Here is a 17,514-nt window from a genome sequence, read left to right as displayed (position 1 = left end):
CCTTTTTGCGTGCAGCAATGTCTCCATTTTCCTCACCCTGCACCCTTCCAAGCGTCCCGTTCAAATACCAGCAGCTTTTCCAGGGGAAGCTCCAGCAGTACCTTTTGATCACGCTTTACTCTCATTCGCTGCGCCGATGCGGCAGGCAAATCAATCGTCAGGCGAAGAGGAATTGTTGCTTCCTGCTCATCCTGCACTTGCAAAAACAAGCGGTAAAACGAACCGCGGAACTCTACGCTTTCGACGACGGCAGGGATACCGCACTCCGTCTCGTGATCCAGCAGACGAACATGCTCGGGACGAATCGCCAAAAGCGCGTTTGCATCCGGGAGATGACCGACAAAACGGGTTCCCTCAAAAAAGTTGATCGCTCCGATGAAATCGGCGACAAACGGGCTGCCCGGCCGATTGTACACATCTTCCGGCGTCCCGATCTGAACCACCTCCCCGTGGTCCATCACGACAATTTTATCGGCCATGGTCAAAGCTTCATCCTGATCGTGGGTAACCATGATCGTAGTCATGCCTGTTTCTTCATGAAGACGCCGAATCTCGCGGCGGAGCTTTTGACGGACCTTGGCGTCCAGCGCGGACAACGGCTCGTCCAGCAGCAGCACATCGGGGGCGAGCGCAATGGCCCGGGCTAAAGCCACTCGCTGCTGCTGACCGCCAGAGAGCTGGGCCGGATATTTGCCTCCCGCCTGCTCCAGATCGACCATCGCCAGTACCTCCGCCACCTTTTCCTTGATGGCGGTCCGCATCCATTTTTTCTCCCGCAAGCCAAACGCGACGTTCTCGGCAACGGTCAGGTTCGGGAACAAGGCATAGGATTGAAACATCATCGCGGTTCCCCGCTCCGCCGGGGGGCGGGTGGTAATATCTTGTCCGTGCAGTTCGATGCGGCCTGTCGTCGGCTGCTCCAGTCCGGCCAAAATCCGCAGCAGCGTTGATTTTCCGCAGCCGCTGGGGCCGAGCAGGCAGATAAATTCATGCTGGCTGATGGCAAAGGAAACATGCTCGAGCGCGGTGTACAATCCAAAACGCTTGCTCACGCCCTGGATGGATAAATAGGATTGTGTCATGTTCGCACTCCTCTTAGTTCGCAGGCTCGCTTTTTTGGTTGAAACGCTTCTCCCACTCAGCCAGCACCTTGTCGCGGTTCTCAGCCGATTTTTTCAGGTCGTTTTTGATCAATTGCTGCAGCGGATCGACCGTATAGCCCTCCGGAATCTGGCTGCTTGCCCCTTTGACGCTGACGATGGCAAAGTTCTTGTTGTACTCCTTCATCGCTTCATCAGAAATCGCCCAGTCCAGAAATTGCTTTGCTGCCGGTTTGATCGTTTGCTTTTTCACCAGGGCGTTTGCTTCCACATCCCAGCCCGAGCCCTCTTTCGGGAAGACGACTTCGACCGGCGCTCCCTTTTGCTTTTCGGTAATGGAGCGGTAGCCAAACGAAATGCCGATCGGGTACTCGCCGGAAGCAGCCATTTTTGCCGGCTTGGAGCCGGAGTGGGTATAGACAGCCATGTTTTCATGCAATTTGTCCAGATAGGCCCAGCCTTCTTCCTCGCCCTTCAATTGGAGCAAGGCGGAAACAGTCAGGTAGCCGGTGCCCGACGATGCCGGATTGGGCATGACGATCATTCCCTTGTACTCCGGCCTGATCAGGTCTTCGTAGGACTGCGGAATGGGGAGGTTCTTCTTCGCCAGCTCAACCGTATTCACAGCAAACGCAGTCTCCCAGGCATCTATGCCTACCCAATGGGCCGGCTCCTGCGTGTCTTTGAACTCGGGAGCGACCCGCTCGATTCCTTTCGGCGAGTACCCTTCCAGCATGCCATGCTGATCCAGCACCAGCAGACTGGTAGCCGCTACTCCCCAGATCACGTCAGCCTGCGGATTGTCTTTTTCCGCCAAGAGCTTGGCGGTAATCACGCCGGTAGAATCGCGGACGATATTGATTTTTGTCTCCGGGTGCTTCTGCTTGAAGGATTCCAGATACGACTTGATCTGGTCATCTTCTAACGCCGTGTAGACGGTGAGCTCGGATGAGCCTGATGCTGCACCTCCTGCAGAGACTGTGGATTGCTGTGATTGTGTTTGTGTCCCTGAAGCCTGACCGCAACCTGCGGCGACAGGAAGCAGCAACAAGGACGCAAGCAAAGGATGGAACCAACGCATCATATGAACCTCTCCCTCTCTTTTCAGAACCTTTCATCACCTCTCATGATACGGGCTGTTTGTAAATCACGTGTGAATCAAGTATTAAGAAATTGTTTTTACTTTGTTTTTGTTGTTTTTTATTGTAACTTAGTTGACCAATTAAAGAAAGACCAGCCCCAAACATGCACAAACATGTTTGAAGCTGGCCGATAGCTTGCTGCCTTATCTGGTTTTCGAGAGACAGTCTTTACGTTTTTTACCGGATTTCGACACAAACCTGGACTAGCCAGCTTAGGCCAATGCTTTCACCAGGCTTTGTCCAAATTCCACAGCTCCGTCTGGACCGTCGCTCGTAATCACGTCTTTGTGTGCCACAACGTGCTCGGCTACGTACTCTACGTTGTTTGCAGCCAGCTCGGAGATCATCACGTCAACAGGGTAGCACGTACCTTTGCGCCCGGAAAGCAAGCCTGTCTTTGCGACCACTACCGAACCTGCGCAGATGCCGGAAACGAGAATGTTCTGGTCATACGCTTGTTTCAAATAGCTGATCAGCTCCTGGTTTCCCCACAGATGGTCGATGGTTCCGGAACCGCCAATCACCGCTACGACATCATAGTCGCTTGCCGACACTTCCGAGAAGATGACCTCGGCTTCCGCTTTTCCCGCGTTGTCTCCTGTGATCACACCCGTTTTTGTACTGGCAACGGTCACTTCGATACCGGCTTTTTGCAGTTCTTCTTTCGGTCTGAACAGCTCATCCTCGTTGAAACGGTCTGGTGGTATGATAAGCAATGCTTTTTTCGCCATGATATAATGTCCTCCTTGATCGTGAACAAGTGTTCAAAAGATACTCTCATCCTATCGTCATTTGCCCATGGCGGGAAGCATGCACTTTTTTGTTCGATGGTTACAAAAATGTTACTATTGGAGAAGGAGGCGTAGGAAGCGATGTCAGACAAATTGCGAAAAGAAATTCAGGAAAAGCTCAAAAATGGCGATTTCAATTGTGAAAAGGAGCTTACACTGTCCATCATCAGCGGAAAATGGAAGGTCGTCATTTTGTGGCACTTGGGTGTTGAGGGGCCGCATCGGTTTAGCGACCTCCAGAGGCTGTTTCCGAAAATATCCCATAAAATGTTGACCAATCAACTCCGCGAGCTGATGGAAGACGGGATCGTTCATAGAGAGGTATACCCGGAAGTTCCCCCGAAGGTCGAGTACTCCATGACTGAGCTCGGCATGACGCTGCTGCCGATCGTCGAGATGATGTATGAATGGGGAAAAAAGCGGATGGCGGATTTAAAGCAACAGATCCATGCTTCCGAGGTCTAGGCAACACGTCCATTCGTTATAGAAGCATATGAACATGACATGGAAAAACGCTTGGAGACCATCCAAGCGTTTTCTTGCGTTTATTTCCCGTATTGCACGACTTTCAGCAAGCTGGAAATGGTTGAGGAATGCATCGCTTCATGGACGATGGCAAAGTTCACGACCTCGCCGACTGTTGTAAAACGGAGCGGTCCCATTTCCACCGGCGACTTCAGCGGTTCCTCGAGCTTGCCGGGAGCTATCTCTGCGATGCGGGCAAGCTGCTCGGACAAGTGCTCGACAAGCTCTTCTTTTGTTGGAGGCTCAGCGGTCCAATCGGACGGCTTCGTCCCCGTATTGAACAAGGCAGCATACGACTCTGGAAGGCGTGAGGTGTCCGGGAAGCCCAGGGAGAGAAAGGATTCCAGGCAAAAGACGATATGGCCGACATTCCATCTGATCGTATTGGTAAACTGTGGAGGTTGAGCATCGAACAGCTCCTCGGGGATGGATTGAACCTGGTGCAGGACGATTTGCCGAACAGATTTTGCGGTGTTGACAATGTTTTGAGACATAAGACCATTCCTCCATTCATTCTCCGTTATTGACTGTGTGCTTCCTGTCAAAACAACTGTACCCTTTTCAAAAAAACTCTACAATCGCCAGCTTCCGATTATAATGATTACTGAAAGTGATGATAACTGCGGGGAGAGGGATACATGGAGCTGCGACAATTGGAGTACTTTATCGCTGTTTGCGAGGAGATGCATTTTTCCAGGGCATCCGAGAAGCTTTGCACCACACAGTCCAATCTCAGCCAACAGATCAAGCTTTTGGAGAGCGAGTTAGGCGTCCCGCTCTTTGATCGCATGGGTAAAAGAATCGCGATGACAGAAGCAGGGAAAGTGTTGCTGGAACAAAGCCGCCATGTTTTTTCCCATCTTGCCTATGCCCGCGACGCCATTGCTGAAATGAAAAATGTGCAAGGCGGAACGCTCACGATCGGGGTTCTGCCCGGAGATGCGGATCTTCTCTTTGATGCTCTGCTTGTGGAATTCCACCGAACCTACCCGCAATTGTCTTTATCCGTCATCGAATCCACGAAGGTTTTGGAGCAGGTCATCAGCGGCACTATCGACATTGGCGTCACGACCACGCCTCCCCCCGCTGAACGAATGACCGTGCTGCCGTTATTTCACGAAGAATTTGCCTTGGCTATCCGTGCAGACCACCCGCTCGCCAAGGAAAAAGCGATCCCCTTTGCCGGGCTGCAGCACTTGAAAATGGTGATGTTTCCCCCGGATCATCAAGTCAGGCAAGTGATCAGCCGTTATTGTCTCCAGGAAGGTTTCCGTCTGCAGCCGCATATCGAAACGACCACCCTGTCCTCTCTGCTCACACTGGTGGAGCAGGGGATCGGTGCATGCGTACTGCCCCGACTGCTGCTGGAAAATCTCAACCGAAAAGAGATCGCGATCATCTCGCTTCTGGATCCGACGCCTTGCCAGGACATCTGTATCGTCCATCGTTCGGACAGATACATGGGATTTGCAGCCCGAACGTTTATCGATACGTTGACTGCCTATATCCAGACAGCGATCGCCCATACCAAAAAACACTCCAAATCGGTTACATAAGCTGCCGGATAAGGTCAGCAAAGCCTGAGCCGCTTTTCGAACAGGTCGAAAACGCGGACTCTCCATAATCGGCTGCCACAAAAAAGGAGGGGATTGCGTCATCCCCTCCTTTTTATTCGGCATCGTCCCCGAGAGCGTAGCGGACAGCGGCTTCCGCGTGAATCCGGGTGGTGTCAAAAACGGGCACGGCACAGTCTTGCTGCCCGATCAAAAGGCCGATTTCCGTGCAGCCCAGGATGATTCCCTCGGCCCCCTGCTCGATCAGGCGTCGGATTATTTCCAGATACCTGCCTTTCGACTCTTCCCGGATTACTCCCTGGCATAGCTCCGTGTAAATAATTTCATGCACGGCTTCCCGTTCCTCCGCAGAAGGAATGAGCACGTCCAAGCCGTGCTTGTCCCTCAGCCTTCCCGTGTAAAACTCCTCTTCCATCGTAAAACGGGTGGCAAGCAGGCCCACTCTCGTTAAACCGGCAGCCTTGATGGAGTGAGCCGTAGCGTCAGCGATATGGATAAAGGGAAGCGGGACCTGTGTCTCGATCTTCTCCGCGACCTTGTGCATCGTATTTGTGCAAAGCACAATCATATCGGCACCGGCGGCCTCCAGTCTTTGGGCTGCACGCACCATTTCCCGGCCCAGTTCCGCCCATTCTCCCTGATGCTGCAAATGCGCAATTTCTGCGAAATCAACGGAGAACAGCAGGCATTTGGCAGAATGCAAATTTCCTCTTTCCGCCTTTACGGCCTCATTCAGCAAACGATAATACACCGCGGAGGACTCCCAGCTCATCCCGCCGATCAATCCAATCGTCTTCATTAGCCCGCTCCCCCTTCACCAATTTGTTTTCCCTTAGTATAAGTCTACAGGTGGATCAAGGGAATCTCTTTCTCGGGGGAAACCGGAGTGACGGCCCTGCCTCTCTCTCGCACCAGTGTATAGTATTCGTAACAACCGATTACGCTGCTGTCTCCGTTCATTACGCCCGGATAAGCCCGATTGACCGAGTATTCCTGGCTTTGATGCGCACGCAGCGCTTCCGCTTTTTGTTCACGGTATAGCGTGATGTCCACCTTTCCTGTAATGGGGACGGCCGGCCTCGGTCCCTTGTCGGGGCAATGGTCGTAGTAATGCGGAATGGATACGAAATAGAGCGAGGGGTATTCCCCGTTTTGCAGTTGCTGTTCCGCCCGTTCCACTGCGGCAACGGTAGCATTGGAGGCGGCGATATGATCGGGATGCCCGGTCACGCCGTCCGGCGGAAACGTGACTACCACGTTTGGTTTCCAATCCACGATCAACTGGCAAATGCGCTCTGCAAGCTCTTCCGGCTCCACTGCTGACAATCCGCCATCCGGATAACGGAGTAGCTCCAGCTTTCCGATCCCCAAAACGTCGGCTGCACGCGCAAGCTCCTGCTCCCGATGCCGGGCCAGCTCTTCCCGGCAGTTGATGGGAAACGGACCAGGACGCCCCTTGCAGCCGGACGTGACGCAAACGAGACACGTTTCATGTCCAGCGTCCCGGCACCTTGCCAATGTTCCGGCACATGCAAAAGATTCGTCGTCGGGATGGGGAAACACAAACATCCATCGTTTCATGCTTTTCACCTCAATGTCTCTCGGTTCTCCCTTTGAGATATGCCAATCCTTTGGCGATTACACCGTAAATAGGTTCGTTTTGAGCCTTGTCGATCACAACCTGGGGAGCCGCCGAGCGGATTCGCTGCATGACGATCGAACGGACCCGCTCATCGTTTTGCAAGACGCCTCCCTGAAGGATCATTTTGAACGGCTCTCTGCCCATGCCCAGCCGCTCCATCACTGCTTTGGCCGCAAGAAACAGCTCTTCTCCCGCCCTCTCCAAAATGCCGAGGGCAACAGAGTCTCCACGGTCGGCTGCCTGGCTGACGAGAAGAGAGAGCTCCCCGAGCTTGTCGACGGAGTATTCCGAACCGTATGTCCAGTTAAACAGCTCTTCTACGTGAGCAAGACCGATATGCGGCAGCAGCAGGTCTGTCAGTACAGTCTGGCTTCCGCGTCCATCCGCTGCCCTCAGCACAGCCGTAACGGCCTGTTTGCCGATCCAGTAGCCGCTCCCTTCGTCTCCGACCCGATGGCCCCAACCGCCTGATCGGGCCGTTTCGCCAGCCTTGTTGACACCGAAGGCGATCGAACCGGTACCAGCAATGACGAGAATTCCCGGCTCCCCGTTTGTGGCCCCCAAAAGGGCGGCGAAGCCGTCGTTTTCCACCAGCAAATGGCGCACATGTACTTGCAGCTTTTGCAAGACGGCAACCACCATTTCCGTAATTACGCGCCGGTCGTATTCGGTATCCAGTCCGGCCAGTCCAAACACCGCGCATTCAATTTCCAGCGTTTCCTTCCCAAGCGCAGGGCTGTTCTCCCGAGTCTGGCGATCGCTGGAGCGGCGAGTCGATGGAGGTTCGTCTGCGCTCGCTGTCTCCTGCCGGACTCCGGCTTCCTGCAGCGCTGCCCGTATCGCCGCCTCCAGCTCCCGGGCTGCCAGCTCTTTGCCAATCCCCTGGTAGTTGCAGGAGCCCGCACGACCCGTAGCCACGATCTGTTGCGAGTCGTCAACCAATACGGCCAGACACTTTGTTCCCCCGCCGTCTACGGCCAAGAGGGGAATGCGTGTCACGGTCATCATGCTTCACTCCATTCGGACGTGATCTGATCAAGATAGCTCATAGCTTGCCGAACTGTTTCCTTCTCCGCTGCAAGCCAGGCCGAGTCGGTTTGGCCTTCTTGCTTGCGATGGGTGATCATGCGTCTCATTTCATCTGGGCTGGGACCCCCGGGTAGCTTGCGGATCGCCACAAAATGAACGGGATCAAGCGCCTGCCTGAGCTCTTGCTCGGTCAGACTCATGTTTCTTCCGATAACGGCCTGTGCCGCCTCCTGAACGAGATCGAGCCCGATCTCATCGGCCCGAAGTCCGCGTGCCATCGCTTCTTTTACCACTCTGCTGACGATGTGGTGGGAGGTGCGGAAAGACAGGCGGTCCGTCCGAACAAGGGTATCAGCCAGCTCCGTTACCGTGGCAAAGCTGCCCTTGGCCCGCTCCAGCAAGCCCTGTTTGTTGACGTCCATCGTCCCTACCACGCAGGCCATCAGCCGGTACATCTGATCGAGGACAGACAGGCTGCGCCATGCGTACGGCTGCATGTCGTCCTCCGTATCGACGATGTCGCCGAACGGAGTGTTGTGCATCATCGTCAAAACGGTACTGGCGTTGCCAGCCGCCGACGACAGCAGGGACCGCATGTGTTCGAAAGAGACGGGATTTCGCTTCTGCGGCATGATCGAACTGATCTGTACATAGGGGCTTGCCACTTTCAATACGGCAAACTCCTGTGTACACCACTGCAGCATATCCTGAACGGTACGTCCCAGGTTGATCGATGCCAGCTGCACAGCCGTAGCGACTTCACCCAAATAGTCGGCGCCTCCGATCGCATCGTATGCATTCTCTACCAGCTCGTCAAAGGCCAGCAGCTTCATCACCCGCTCCCGGCTGATCGGGAAACCGGACGTCGTCAGTGCTGCCGCCCCCATCGGGCTGCGGTTGCAGGTCCGATACGCGCTGATCAGCCTGCGGATATCCCGCGTCAGCGAATCGACCACGGCCATGATATAGTGGGCCATGGTCGTCGGCTGAGCCTGCTGTGTATGCGTATACCCGATCATGACCGTTTCCGCGTGTTCATCTGCAAACCGGAGCAATTGCTCTTTCAGGGCGATAGCTGACGATAGTGTCACCAGCAATTTCTCGCGCAGTACCATGCGATAAATGGTGACACCCATGTCATTGCGGCTGCGGGCCAGATGCAGATTGCCCGCGACGTCACCCGCCAGCTCCAGAAGCTTGCTCTCCACCTGAAAGAACAAATCCTCAAATTGTCCCGTGTACGAGGAGCGACGCAGCTCTTCCAGATCGATGCCGCGCAGCGAACGGGCGATCTGTTTGGCCTCTCCATCCGTGATCAGCTCCTGCTCGCGAAGCATGATGAGATGGGCCTTGTTGATCGCCATCATCGGCGTCAAAAGATGGGTTTTGGCTTCCGTAAAGGCTGGCTCCAATACTGCTTCGACATACGTCTTTCCAGGGAAGTGGTCCCCCTCCTGCTGAAAGATCCGTTCTTTGGTATCCATCGGTGTTTCTCCTTCCGGCCATTTCTTTATTTTTTAGAGGATATACGTTCTTCGGTTAAAGCTTCCCCAAGGCTGGAAACAGGGAGGACAGCCGGCAAACGGCAGCCTCCCGCTTCTCTCGCCTTTCTTGTCTGCGTCGGGTATCCCGCATTTTCTTTGCGATCGCTTGCTGTATATTTATTGCTTCAGACTGGCCATGTTGACAAACAGCCGGATCGCCCCCGGCACCAGCGCAGGTATTTCACGGTACCAGACGAGCGAGCTGTACGTATACGTCCCTTTTCCGTATGTGGCGGTGAGGAACGTACCGGTAAACTCCTTCTCGCCCGGATCGCCATTTTTGATCAGCTCCACATATTCCTTCGCCCATTTGGACGGATTGTAGGCGGAACGGTCCTGAATCCAATGATTCCAGTCTTCGTCCGTGATTTTGTTGGGCGTGTTGAAGATCGGATGCTCAGGCGCCAGCATCGTCACTTTGGAATTCTCGTCCGTCACGCGCCATTGGATCAGCGGCGTCCCGATGGTGATCGGATACGGCGCCAGCTCCGGCTTCCATTTGTCTTCCGGCTTGTGGTACTGCACCACCAGGTTGCCTCCGTCCTCCACGTATTTGAGCAGGCGGGCATTGCTCGGAATCAGCTCCGGCCGGAATCCGTAGGCGCGGATGCCCAGCACGATCGAATCGTACTGACTCAGATCGCCCGATTCGATGTCTTTGGCGCTGAGCGAAACGACGTCCACCCCGACTTGGCGCAAGTATTGGTCGATGTTGTCAAAGCCGCTGGAGACGTACCCGACCTTCAAGCCCTCCGGCACGTTCAGATCAAAGGCCTGGATCGCAACCTCTGCCGGTTGGACAAAGTATGTGGTGCCGATATGCGGATAGCGGATCACCTGGGCGCCTTGGCGGCTTTCCTTTCCGTTTCCGCGGGCGACAGCCGTTACCTTGTATTGGCCCGGCTTTACCGAAGATCCCGGCTTCACCGTAAACGCTGCCGATTTGGTCTCACCTTTGGCCGCGAAGGAAACAGGCACGGACTTCGGTTCAGCAGACCAGCCATCCGGCAGCTCCAGCGAAATGGCGGAATTGGCTGCTCCCGGATTGTAGTTTTTGACTGTCACCTTGACCGAGATCGGCTCTTCCGGCTTGAGCGTATTCAGCACGGTCGCGCCCGGGCTGACCGACAGGGCAAAGCCGGGCAGCACGGCCACCGCGTCAGCAGGAACGACGTGAGTGACAGAAGCCGTTTCAAAGGCAGTGACCGCAACATCCGCCGTGATCAAAGGCTCTTGATACGGCTGGAACAAAGACGCGTTGCTTGGCACCGTCACCTCGAATTCGGCTTTTGCCGTCTGGTTATATCCGAGACCGTTTACGCTGGTCGGACCTGTTGCCCGCGCCTTCCATCCTTCCGGGACATGCAAGCTCAGCTTCACCTGACTCCATTTCACCTGGCCGCCATTATAAGCCGTTACGGTTACTTTGGCCGTCTGTCCCGCGACCAGCTCGCCCGTCTCCGGGCGCACCTTGGCTACGAGCGACAACGCTTCCGCACTCGCTTTGCTGAGCTGGTTTTCTTTTACCTCCAGCCGATGCAGCACATCCTGCTTCACTGCACGCTCCAGACCGGATGCCTCCACAGCCGCCTTTGTTTTCCTGACGTCGGCCAGCATCGCGTGGACTTCTTCTGCCACCCTGGCGAAGCTCGGATAGGCGGCGATCACCCGGTCGGCATCCTTTTGCAGCGCGGACAGCTCCGCTGCCAGCTTGCCACCGCCTGCGGCTTTCTTCACTTCCTCGGCAAGATCGTCAAATGTATAGGCAATGCCTTCAAAGAAATCGGGTTCTTTTTCCTTTGCTGTGTTCCCTCTATTCTCCGGGACGACCGACTTTTCCAGCTTGTAGTAATTGTAGCTCGGGCCTTCATCATAGTGCCGCCCCATCCCCTGGCTCTTGTGCATAAACCGGGATTCCTCGCCCAGTTGCAGATACGAGGCTCCGTAAATCTCGTCATACTCGCCTACAGGCACTCTGACGTCATAGTCCTTTGCCGACGCCGGGACGTACAGCTTTTTGACCTGCCACGGCGAAAGCCCCTGGGCCAGATGCTCGGGAAACACGCTCGGGTCGGCTGCGTCCTCAAACGCTCTGACCGTGATGACATTGATGGCGCGATGATGTCCGTGCGTAGAAGGCTCGTTCAGGAAAGCGGGAATGACTACGTCAGGTCTCAGCTCCCGGATTTTCCGGATCAGCCGTTCATAGACCTCCTCTTCTCCCCATTTGGAAAGGGTCTCGTCCGGGCTTTTGGAGAAGCCGAAATCGTAGACGGGATCATCAATCTGTTCGCTGAGGATGCCCAGCGTCACATTGGTGACCTTGGACGCCTCCTGCAGCTCCCTCGTGCGGATGATGCCGAGCGCATTGCCCAGCTCGCTGCCGATCTCGTTCTGTCCGCCTTCGCCGCGATTGGCGATGATGCTGGACGTGTCCACTCCCTTGCCCAGCGACAGGTACGCCAGCATTGCGCTGTGCTCGTCGTCGGGATGCGCGCCTGTGTTCATGGCGCTGGCAATCGTGGTCAGCGGCTTGATCGCTTTCCACAGGTCGACGACACCGCGGTCGGCATGAGCGGTCTGGGGCGCCAGCGGCAGGACGAGACTGCCGGCCAGCGCGACGGCTGTAGTGACGGAAAACAGCTTGGCAAAAGTCCCCTTTTTCAATGAACCCTCCTCCATTTCCTCTGTAAGATGATCTATCTGCAGGAAATTCCTGCATTATCAATCATGGCCTTCATGCAGGGGAGTTCATGCTGTCGCCACGGATTGACCCATAGAAGCAAAACGGAAATGCACGAGTAATCAAAGCGCCAACAGTTGACGGCGGACTTGCTAGGCATCTTGCCTGTTTAAACCGCCGTTCCCGCCTTGTCGCCGGTCAGTTTTCTGGAGACGAACAGCACGATGATGATCACGACGATTTGCAAGACGCCGTATGCACATGCCGTACCGAATTCAAAGGAGTACATCTTTTGGAAAATCGCCACGGAAAGAGGCGTAGTCCGCGGGGTAAAGATCAGAATAGATGCCACGAACTCGCCGATACACTGGACAAACGCGAGCAAGGTCCCGGCCAGTATCCCGCCGAACGCCATCGGAAAGACAACCCGCCGGAAGCTGTACCACCACGTAGCCCCCAGGTTTCGCGCTGCCTCTTCGACAGACGGGTCCATCTGCATCAGCGTAGCCGACGTCGAACGGAACACGAGCGGCAGATGGCGGACAAAGTAGGCAAGCGGGATAATCCAGAAGGTGCCGATCAACACCTGGTTGAAGCTGAACACGGTCGGCTCGCTGAAGGCTGCGATCAGGTTGACCGCCACGACCGTCCCAGGCAGTGCCCAGGGCAGCATAATCAGGACGTCCAGCAATGTCTTTCCGCGAAAACGCAGCCTTACCATCGCATAGGCTGCCGCCACCCCGAACAGGACGATCCCGATTGTGGCAATCGCGCTCAGCTCCAAGCTGTTCATGATCGGACGCCAGGTTTTCTTGTCGGTAAACAAGTCGAGATAATGATCCACCGTATACTTTGGCGGCAATATCTGGACCGTCCACGTGCCGTCCACGGAGAAGGAAATCAAAACGAGCACCAAAATGGGCAGCATCAGGATGACGATGCCGATAAAAGCCAGCACGATCGAGATATAGCGGCCTGTCTTGCTTTTGATTTCCGTTCTGTGCACGCTGACGCCCTTGCTCTGGTTTTGATAATTCCGCGCTCCCTGATACCAGCGCATCAACAGGAGGAAGGCTACCGACACGATCGACAAAATCGTCGATTGCGCCGCCGCCATGTCCAGGTCTCCATTCGTTCGGGAGAGATAAATTTGCATCGTCATCGTCCGGTCGATTCCGAAGATGAGCGGGGCCGTGTAGGACGCCATCGAAATCATGAACACCAGCAGGGACGAGGCGACCAGCGCAGGGGTGAGCATCGGCAAAATGACTCTCCGCCAAACGGTAAAACGCCCTGCCCCAAGGCTTGCGGCTGCTTCCTCCAGAGACGGGTCAAGCCCCTTGATCGCCGCCGACGCGGTCATGAAGAAATACGTGTACATCGTAAAGGTGTGAACGACGACAACACCCCAGATCCCTTTCAAGGAAAACGGCACTTGGGCCAGGCCGAACAATTCCTTGAACGCCCGTGGGAAAATGCCGCTCTCACCGTACAAAAACGTAAACGAGAGCACCCCGATCAGCGGCGGCAGGGCCATCGGCACCAAGGCAAGCACCGACAGGATTTTTCGCCCCGGAAATTCGTAGCGCTCCAGCAAAAAAGCCATCGTCACTCCGACAATTCCGCAACTGATGACGCTCAGGACGGATATATAAATGCTGGTCCACAACGCCTCCAGATTGGCCGTATGCTCCAGACTGAAGAAGCGGACGTAGTTTTTCCACGTCGTCTCGCCATCGATGTGGACGCTGGCGACAAACGTTTCCCAGAGCGGGTAAATGACGTACGCCAGCAAGATCAAAAACAGCGGCGAAACCAGTACATACACAAATGCCGGCGAAGAGGTAAACGACATTCGCCTTGCGGGTGCCGATCCTGGCTGCAGCTCTGCTCTCATCGCTTTTCCTCCTTATCCGGCAAAATAGATGCTGTTCTTTGGAATGTGCAGGGAAATGGCCTCCCCGGGCTGTTTGACAGCGCTTCCTTCATTGATAAACATGCTCCTCAACTGGTGGGGTCCGACGCTGGTCACGTAGTTGACGCATGCACCGGTAAACTCGGCAAGCGCCACGGTTCCTCTCACCACGTTCTCACCGTCCGCTCCCGCACTTTCCCGAACCGCTTCGGGACGAATCGAAAGCGCTACCTTTTCTCCGACCGCCAAACGAACCTGCGGGGATGCCTGCTGCAAGGAGCCGCACAGGGAGATGTCGGGCGTCACCTGCACATAGACGTTTTGGCCCTCAATTCCTGTCACTGTCGCTTCCCACAGATTGGTTTCGCCGATAAAGGACGCGACGAAGCGGTTCACCGGCCGGTGGTAGATCTCGTGCGGCGTGCCGATTTGCTGCACCACTCCGCTGTTCATGACCATGATGCGGTCTGACATCGACATCGCCTCCGCCTGGTCGTGCGTCACGTAAATGGTGGTGATGCCCAGCTCCATTTGCAGGCGCTTGATTTCATAACGGGTCTCTTCCCGCAGCTTCGCGTCCAGGTTGGACAGCGGTTCGTCGAGCAGCAGGATTTGCGGCTCGATGACGAGGGCACGGGCGAGAGCGACACGCTGCTGCTGTCCGCCGGACAATTGGTCGATCCGGCGTTCTCCGTACCCATCGAGACGGACCAGCTTCATGATCCTCTCCACGCGTTCTTTGATGTCGGCTTTCGCCATTTTTCGAACCTGCAAGCCAAAGGCAATATTTTCAAACACCGTCATATGCGGAAACAGGGCGTAGTTTTGGAAAACCATCCCGGTATTGCGCTTGTTGGGCGGTAGCATCGTCACATCCTGGCTGCCGAACGAGATGCGCCCTTCCGTCGGGTAGTAAAAGCCGGCGATCATTCTGAGGGTAGTCGTTTTCCCGCAGCCGCTGGGGCCCAAAAACGTGAAGAATTCTCCTGATTCGATATGAATGTGGACATCTTCTACCCCTTTGGCCTTTCCAAATCGCTTGTGTACGTGATCCAGTGTTACGCTGCTCATCAGGTGTCCTCCCTAAAAAAAATGGGCCCGGTCCGGAAGTGATCGCATAAAGACCACCTCTATGCAAGAGCCAGACGGAGCGACTTGTGTGCCTCCCCGTCTGGTCGCTGTCCGTGAAACCGGTTACTTCTTTCCTTTTCCTTTGATATTTTCGTCCCAATGCTGCATCCATTCTTTTTCTTTTTCCGCCATGACCTTCCAATCCAGCTCCAGCGGCTTCAGCTCGAGGTTTTTCATGAAGTCAGGCAGATCGTCCTTGTTGATGTCCGTGCGGGACGGGAACTGGAAGCGCTCCTTGGCAAGCTGGGCGGCAATTTCCGGACTGAACAGGAATTCGTAAAACTTCTTGGCCGCGTCCGCGTTTTTCGCGCCTTTGATCAAGCCGACGCCGTCTACGAGGATCGGTGCCCCGCTCTTTGGATAGACGAAGTCGTATGGATGGTTGTTCTGTTTGCTCTGAATCAGTACGTCTTGCAGATTCCACAGAGAGATGACGCCTTCCTGGCGGTCCAGCTTGAGGTAGAGGTTGGTCGGGTCCTGGGTGTATTCCTTGGTGTTGGCGTCAAGCTTTTTAAGCCACTCGTAGCCTTTTTCCGGGGTGTCTGGTCCTTGTCGGTAGATCATGGCAGAGTAGATGGTCCTCATCGTTCCCGATGGCAGAACGTTGCGGATTACGATTTTATCCTTGTACTTGGGATCGATCAGCTCATCCCAGTCTTGCGGAACTTCCTCCGGCTTGAGCGCCTCGGAGTTGTACATGATGACCTCCGGCAGCAGCATTTCTCCATACCAGCGATCCTGCGGGTCCTTGTACAAATCCGGAATCTTGTCGGCAAACGTCGGCTTGTAAGGTTCCAGCAAGCCCTCATCCGCCGCCGTGCTCAGAGCGGACTGCGTGCCGCCCCACCAGAAATCGGCCTGCGGATTGGCTTTTTCGGCGCGTACGCGTTCCAGAATCTGCTGCGCTCCCATCTCCAGCGTCTCCACTTCGATATTCGGATACTTTTCATTGAACTTGGGCAGGACGATTTCGAAGATGTTCTTGTCGCGTGCGGTGTAAATGATCAGCTTCTGGTCGCCTTCCGGTTCGGCAGGCTTCGCTTCGCCGGACGGCTGCCCGCCAGTATTGTTGCTGTCTGCCGGCTTCGCCTCCTGTCCGCCGCCGGAGCACGCCGCAACCGTCAGGGCCAGCGAGCTGGCAAACACGCCTCGCATCCATTTTTTCAGTGTGCTGTTGGACTGTTTCAAAACAAACTCCCCCTTTTTTTCTGTTACCTGTCCAGCAGTCTCGTGGACGGGAACGCCTCTAAAACGCTGTGGACGGCACCGATCAAGCCCGCCTGTTCGCCAAGAGCAGCCTTTTCCAGACGAGGCGCTACGGGCACCCACTCACTTAGCCAATCGGAAATCCGCTTCACCCCTTTATCATCGATATGGACCATCTCCCCGCTCAGGATCAACAGCTCCGGGTTCAGGATGCTGACAATATTGGCTATTCCGTATGCCCAGTTGAGGTACACTTCGTCCAGAAGTCGGACGGCTTCCTCGTGTCCTTTCTCGGCGTACCGAATCAGCTCTTTTATGACACTCGACCCTTCCTGAAGGTCAGAGAGAAATCCCTTGGCCTTGCATGCGATGCCGGGAGCGGAATAATGCGTCTCGAAAACACCCGACGCTCCGTCCTTTCTGGAATTGGCGGGACCGATCATCATGAAGCCGATCTCCCCTGCCGCTTCCCGGCTCCCGCGGTAAAACTGTCCGTCCAGGATGATGCCGGAGCCGATCCCGGTGCCTACATACATGTAGACGACCGTGCTGTGGCCGACCCCGACGCCGCGGACGTACTCACCCAGGGTCATCATGTTTACGTCGTTGTCGATGATAACAGGCAGCCCGAGGCGCTCCTCGATGGTCTTCTGGATTGGCGAGCCCATCCAGCCTGTGCTGGGCGAAAAGCTGACCGTACCGCTCCCGCGCTGGGTAACGCCGGGCAGGCCGACACCGATCCCGAGCAGCCGGTCAGCGGGAAGACTGCTTTCCTCCAGCAGCCGCTCCAGCCCTTGGGCCAAATCCTCGATCACCAGCTCCCCGTTTCCAGGCTGTGACAGCCGCTTCTGATAACGCCCCAAAAACCGTCCTTTCAGATCAGCTACTGCCATATCCAGCGTGGAGCCTTCGAACACAGCCCCGGCAATCGCGTATGCCTGATAGTTGTACTCGAGCAAAATCGGCTTGCGGCCGCCGCGCGAGTCTCCCATGCCTACCTCGTGCAGGAGGCCTTCCTGAATCATTTCATCGACGAGGGCCGACACACACGGACGGCTGAGCTGCGTCTCCTTGGAAAGGTCGGCGCGGGAAATTTGTCCATGCAAAATGACCTGCTGCAATATCTCTTCCTTGTTCCACTTTTTGACAAGCTTGCTGCTGCCTGTTCTTTTTGAAGAACGCACGCTTTGCCATTCACCACCAAAGAGTTAGTTAATTTAACTAACAAAGTT

15 protein-coding genes are annotated in these 17,514 nt (G+C 55.4%); 2 read left to right on the top strand and 13 right to left on the bottom strand.

The annotated features are described in order from the left end of the window. Nucleotides 1-32: 32 nt before the first annotated feature. The 3 genes from V5G20_RS07640 to V5G20_RS07630 form a co-directional block, all read right to left on the bottom strand. Nucleotides 33-1,082, bottom strand: a complete 1,050-nt coding sequence (locus V5G20_RS07640; RefSeq protein ID WP_172921169.1) for an ABC transporter ATP-binding protein — start codon at nt 1,080-1,082, stop codon at nt 33-35. A gap of 13 nt (nt 1,083-1,095) precedes the next feature. Continuing rightward, complete coding sequence (locus V5G20_RS07635) at nt 1,096-2,184, bottom strand: putative 2-aminoethylphosphonate ABC transporter substrate-binding protein (RefSeq protein WP_024983905.1); 1,089 nt, start codon at nt 2,182-2,184, stop codon at nt 1,096-1,098. A 270-nt stretch (nt 2,185-2,454) separates the two neighbouring features. Continuing rightward, complete coding sequence (locus V5G20_RS07630; RefSeq protein WP_003388924.1) at nt 2,455-2,973, bottom strand: DJ-1/PfpI family protein; 519 nt, start codon at nt 2,971-2,973, stop codon at nt 2,455-2,457. 141 nt (nt 2,974-3,114) lie between these two features. Between V5G20_RS07630 and V5G20_RS07625 the strand changes: the two genes are divergently transcribed. Continuing rightward, nucleotides 3,115-3,498 (top strand): winged helix-turn-helix transcriptional regulator, encoded by a 384-nt coding sequence (locus tag V5G20_RS07625; protein WP_003388923.1) that lies wholly within the window; start codon nt 3,115-3,117, stop codon nt 3,496-3,498. Between the two features lie 80 nt (nt 3,499-3,578). Here V5G20_RS07625 and V5G20_RS07620 read toward each other — a convergent pair whose 3' ends face one another. Beyond that, on the bottom strand, nt 3,579-4,052 hold the full coding sequence (locus tag V5G20_RS07620; RefSeq protein ID WP_003388922.1) for a DinB family protein: 474 nt from the start codon (nt 4,050-4,052) through the stop codon (nt 3,579-3,581). Between the two features lie 144 nt (nt 4,053-4,196). Here V5G20_RS07620 and V5G20_RS07615 point away from each other — a divergent pair, with 144 nt between their 5' ends. Next, on the top strand, nt 4,197-5,114 hold the full coding sequence (locus V5G20_RS07615; RefSeq protein WP_024983904.1) for a LysR family transcriptional regulator: 918 nt from the start codon (nt 4,197-4,199) through the stop codon (nt 5,112-5,114). 112 nt (nt 5,115-5,226) lie between these two features. Here V5G20_RS07615 and V5G20_RS07610 read toward each other — a convergent pair whose 3' ends face one another. From V5G20_RS07610 to V5G20_RS07570, 9 genes are all read right to left on the bottom strand, one after another. Then, complete coding sequence (locus tag V5G20_RS07610) at nt 5,227-5,931, bottom strand: aspartate/glutamate racemase family protein (protein WP_003388920.1); 705 nt, start codon at nt 5,929-5,931, stop codon at nt 5,227-5,229. A gap of 44 nt (nt 5,932-5,975) precedes the next feature. Next, nucleotides 5,976-6,713, bottom strand: coding sequence for a PIG-L deacetylase family protein (locus V5G20_RS07605; RefSeq protein WP_024983902.1), 738 nt, complete (start codon nt 6,711-6,713; stop codon nt 5,976-5,978). A 10-nt stretch (nt 6,714-6,723) separates the two neighbouring features. Further along, the gene (locus V5G20_RS07600; RefSeq protein WP_122957877.1) at nt 6,724-7,779 is read right to left on the bottom strand and encodes an N-acetylglucosamine kinase; all 1,056 of its coding nucleotides are present in this window, start codon (nt 7,777-7,779) and stop codon (nt 6,724-6,726) included. Next, nucleotides 7,779-9,287 (bottom strand): argininosuccinate lyase, encoded by a 1,509-nt coding sequence (argH, locus tag V5G20_RS07595; protein ID WP_003388917.1) that lies wholly within the window; start codon nt 9,285-9,287, stop codon nt 7,779-7,781. The genes V5G20_RS07600 and argH overlap by 1 nt, the downstream gene beginning before the upstream one ends. A gap of 177 nt (nt 9,288-9,464) precedes the next feature. After that, the gene (locus tag V5G20_RS07590) at nt 9,465-12,014 is read right to left on the bottom strand and encodes an NEW3 domain-containing protein (protein ID WP_171506422.1); all 2,550 of its coding nucleotides are present in this window, start codon (nt 12,012-12,014) and stop codon (nt 9,465-9,467) included. Nucleotides 12,015-12,199: 185 nt separating this feature from the next. Continuing rightward, nucleotides 12,200-13,927 (bottom strand): ABC transporter permease, encoded by a 1,728-nt coding sequence (locus V5G20_RS07585; RefSeq protein ID WP_003388914.1) that lies wholly within the window; start codon nt 13,925-13,927, stop codon nt 12,200-12,202. Between the two features lie 12 nt (nt 13,928-13,939). Further along, nucleotides 13,940-15,016, bottom strand: coding sequence for an ABC transporter ATP-binding protein (locus V5G20_RS07580; protein WP_003388912.1), 1,077 nt, complete (start codon nt 15,014-15,016; stop codon nt 13,940-13,942). 123 nt (nt 15,017-15,139) lie between these two features. Continuing rightward, complete coding sequence (locus V5G20_RS07575; protein ID WP_171506452.1) at nt 15,140-16,231, bottom strand: extracellular solute-binding protein; 1,092 nt, start codon at nt 16,229-16,231, stop codon at nt 15,140-15,142. Nucleotides 16,232-16,287: 56 nt separating this feature from the next. Beyond that, a complete protein-coding gene (locus V5G20_RS07570) occupies nt 16,288-17,466 on the bottom strand; it encodes an ROK family protein (protein WP_003388910.1) in 1,179 nt (392 codons plus the stop codon). Between the last annotated feature and the right edge of the window lie 48 nt (nt 17,467-17,514).

Origin of the sequence: Brevibacillus borstelensis (genome assembly GCF_036700025.1) — a bacterium.
GTDB lineage: Bacteria > Bacillota > Bacilli > Brevibacillales > Brevibacillaceae > Brevibacillus > Brevibacillus borstelensis.
This window is presented reverse-complemented; position numbering and strand designations above follow the sequence as displayed.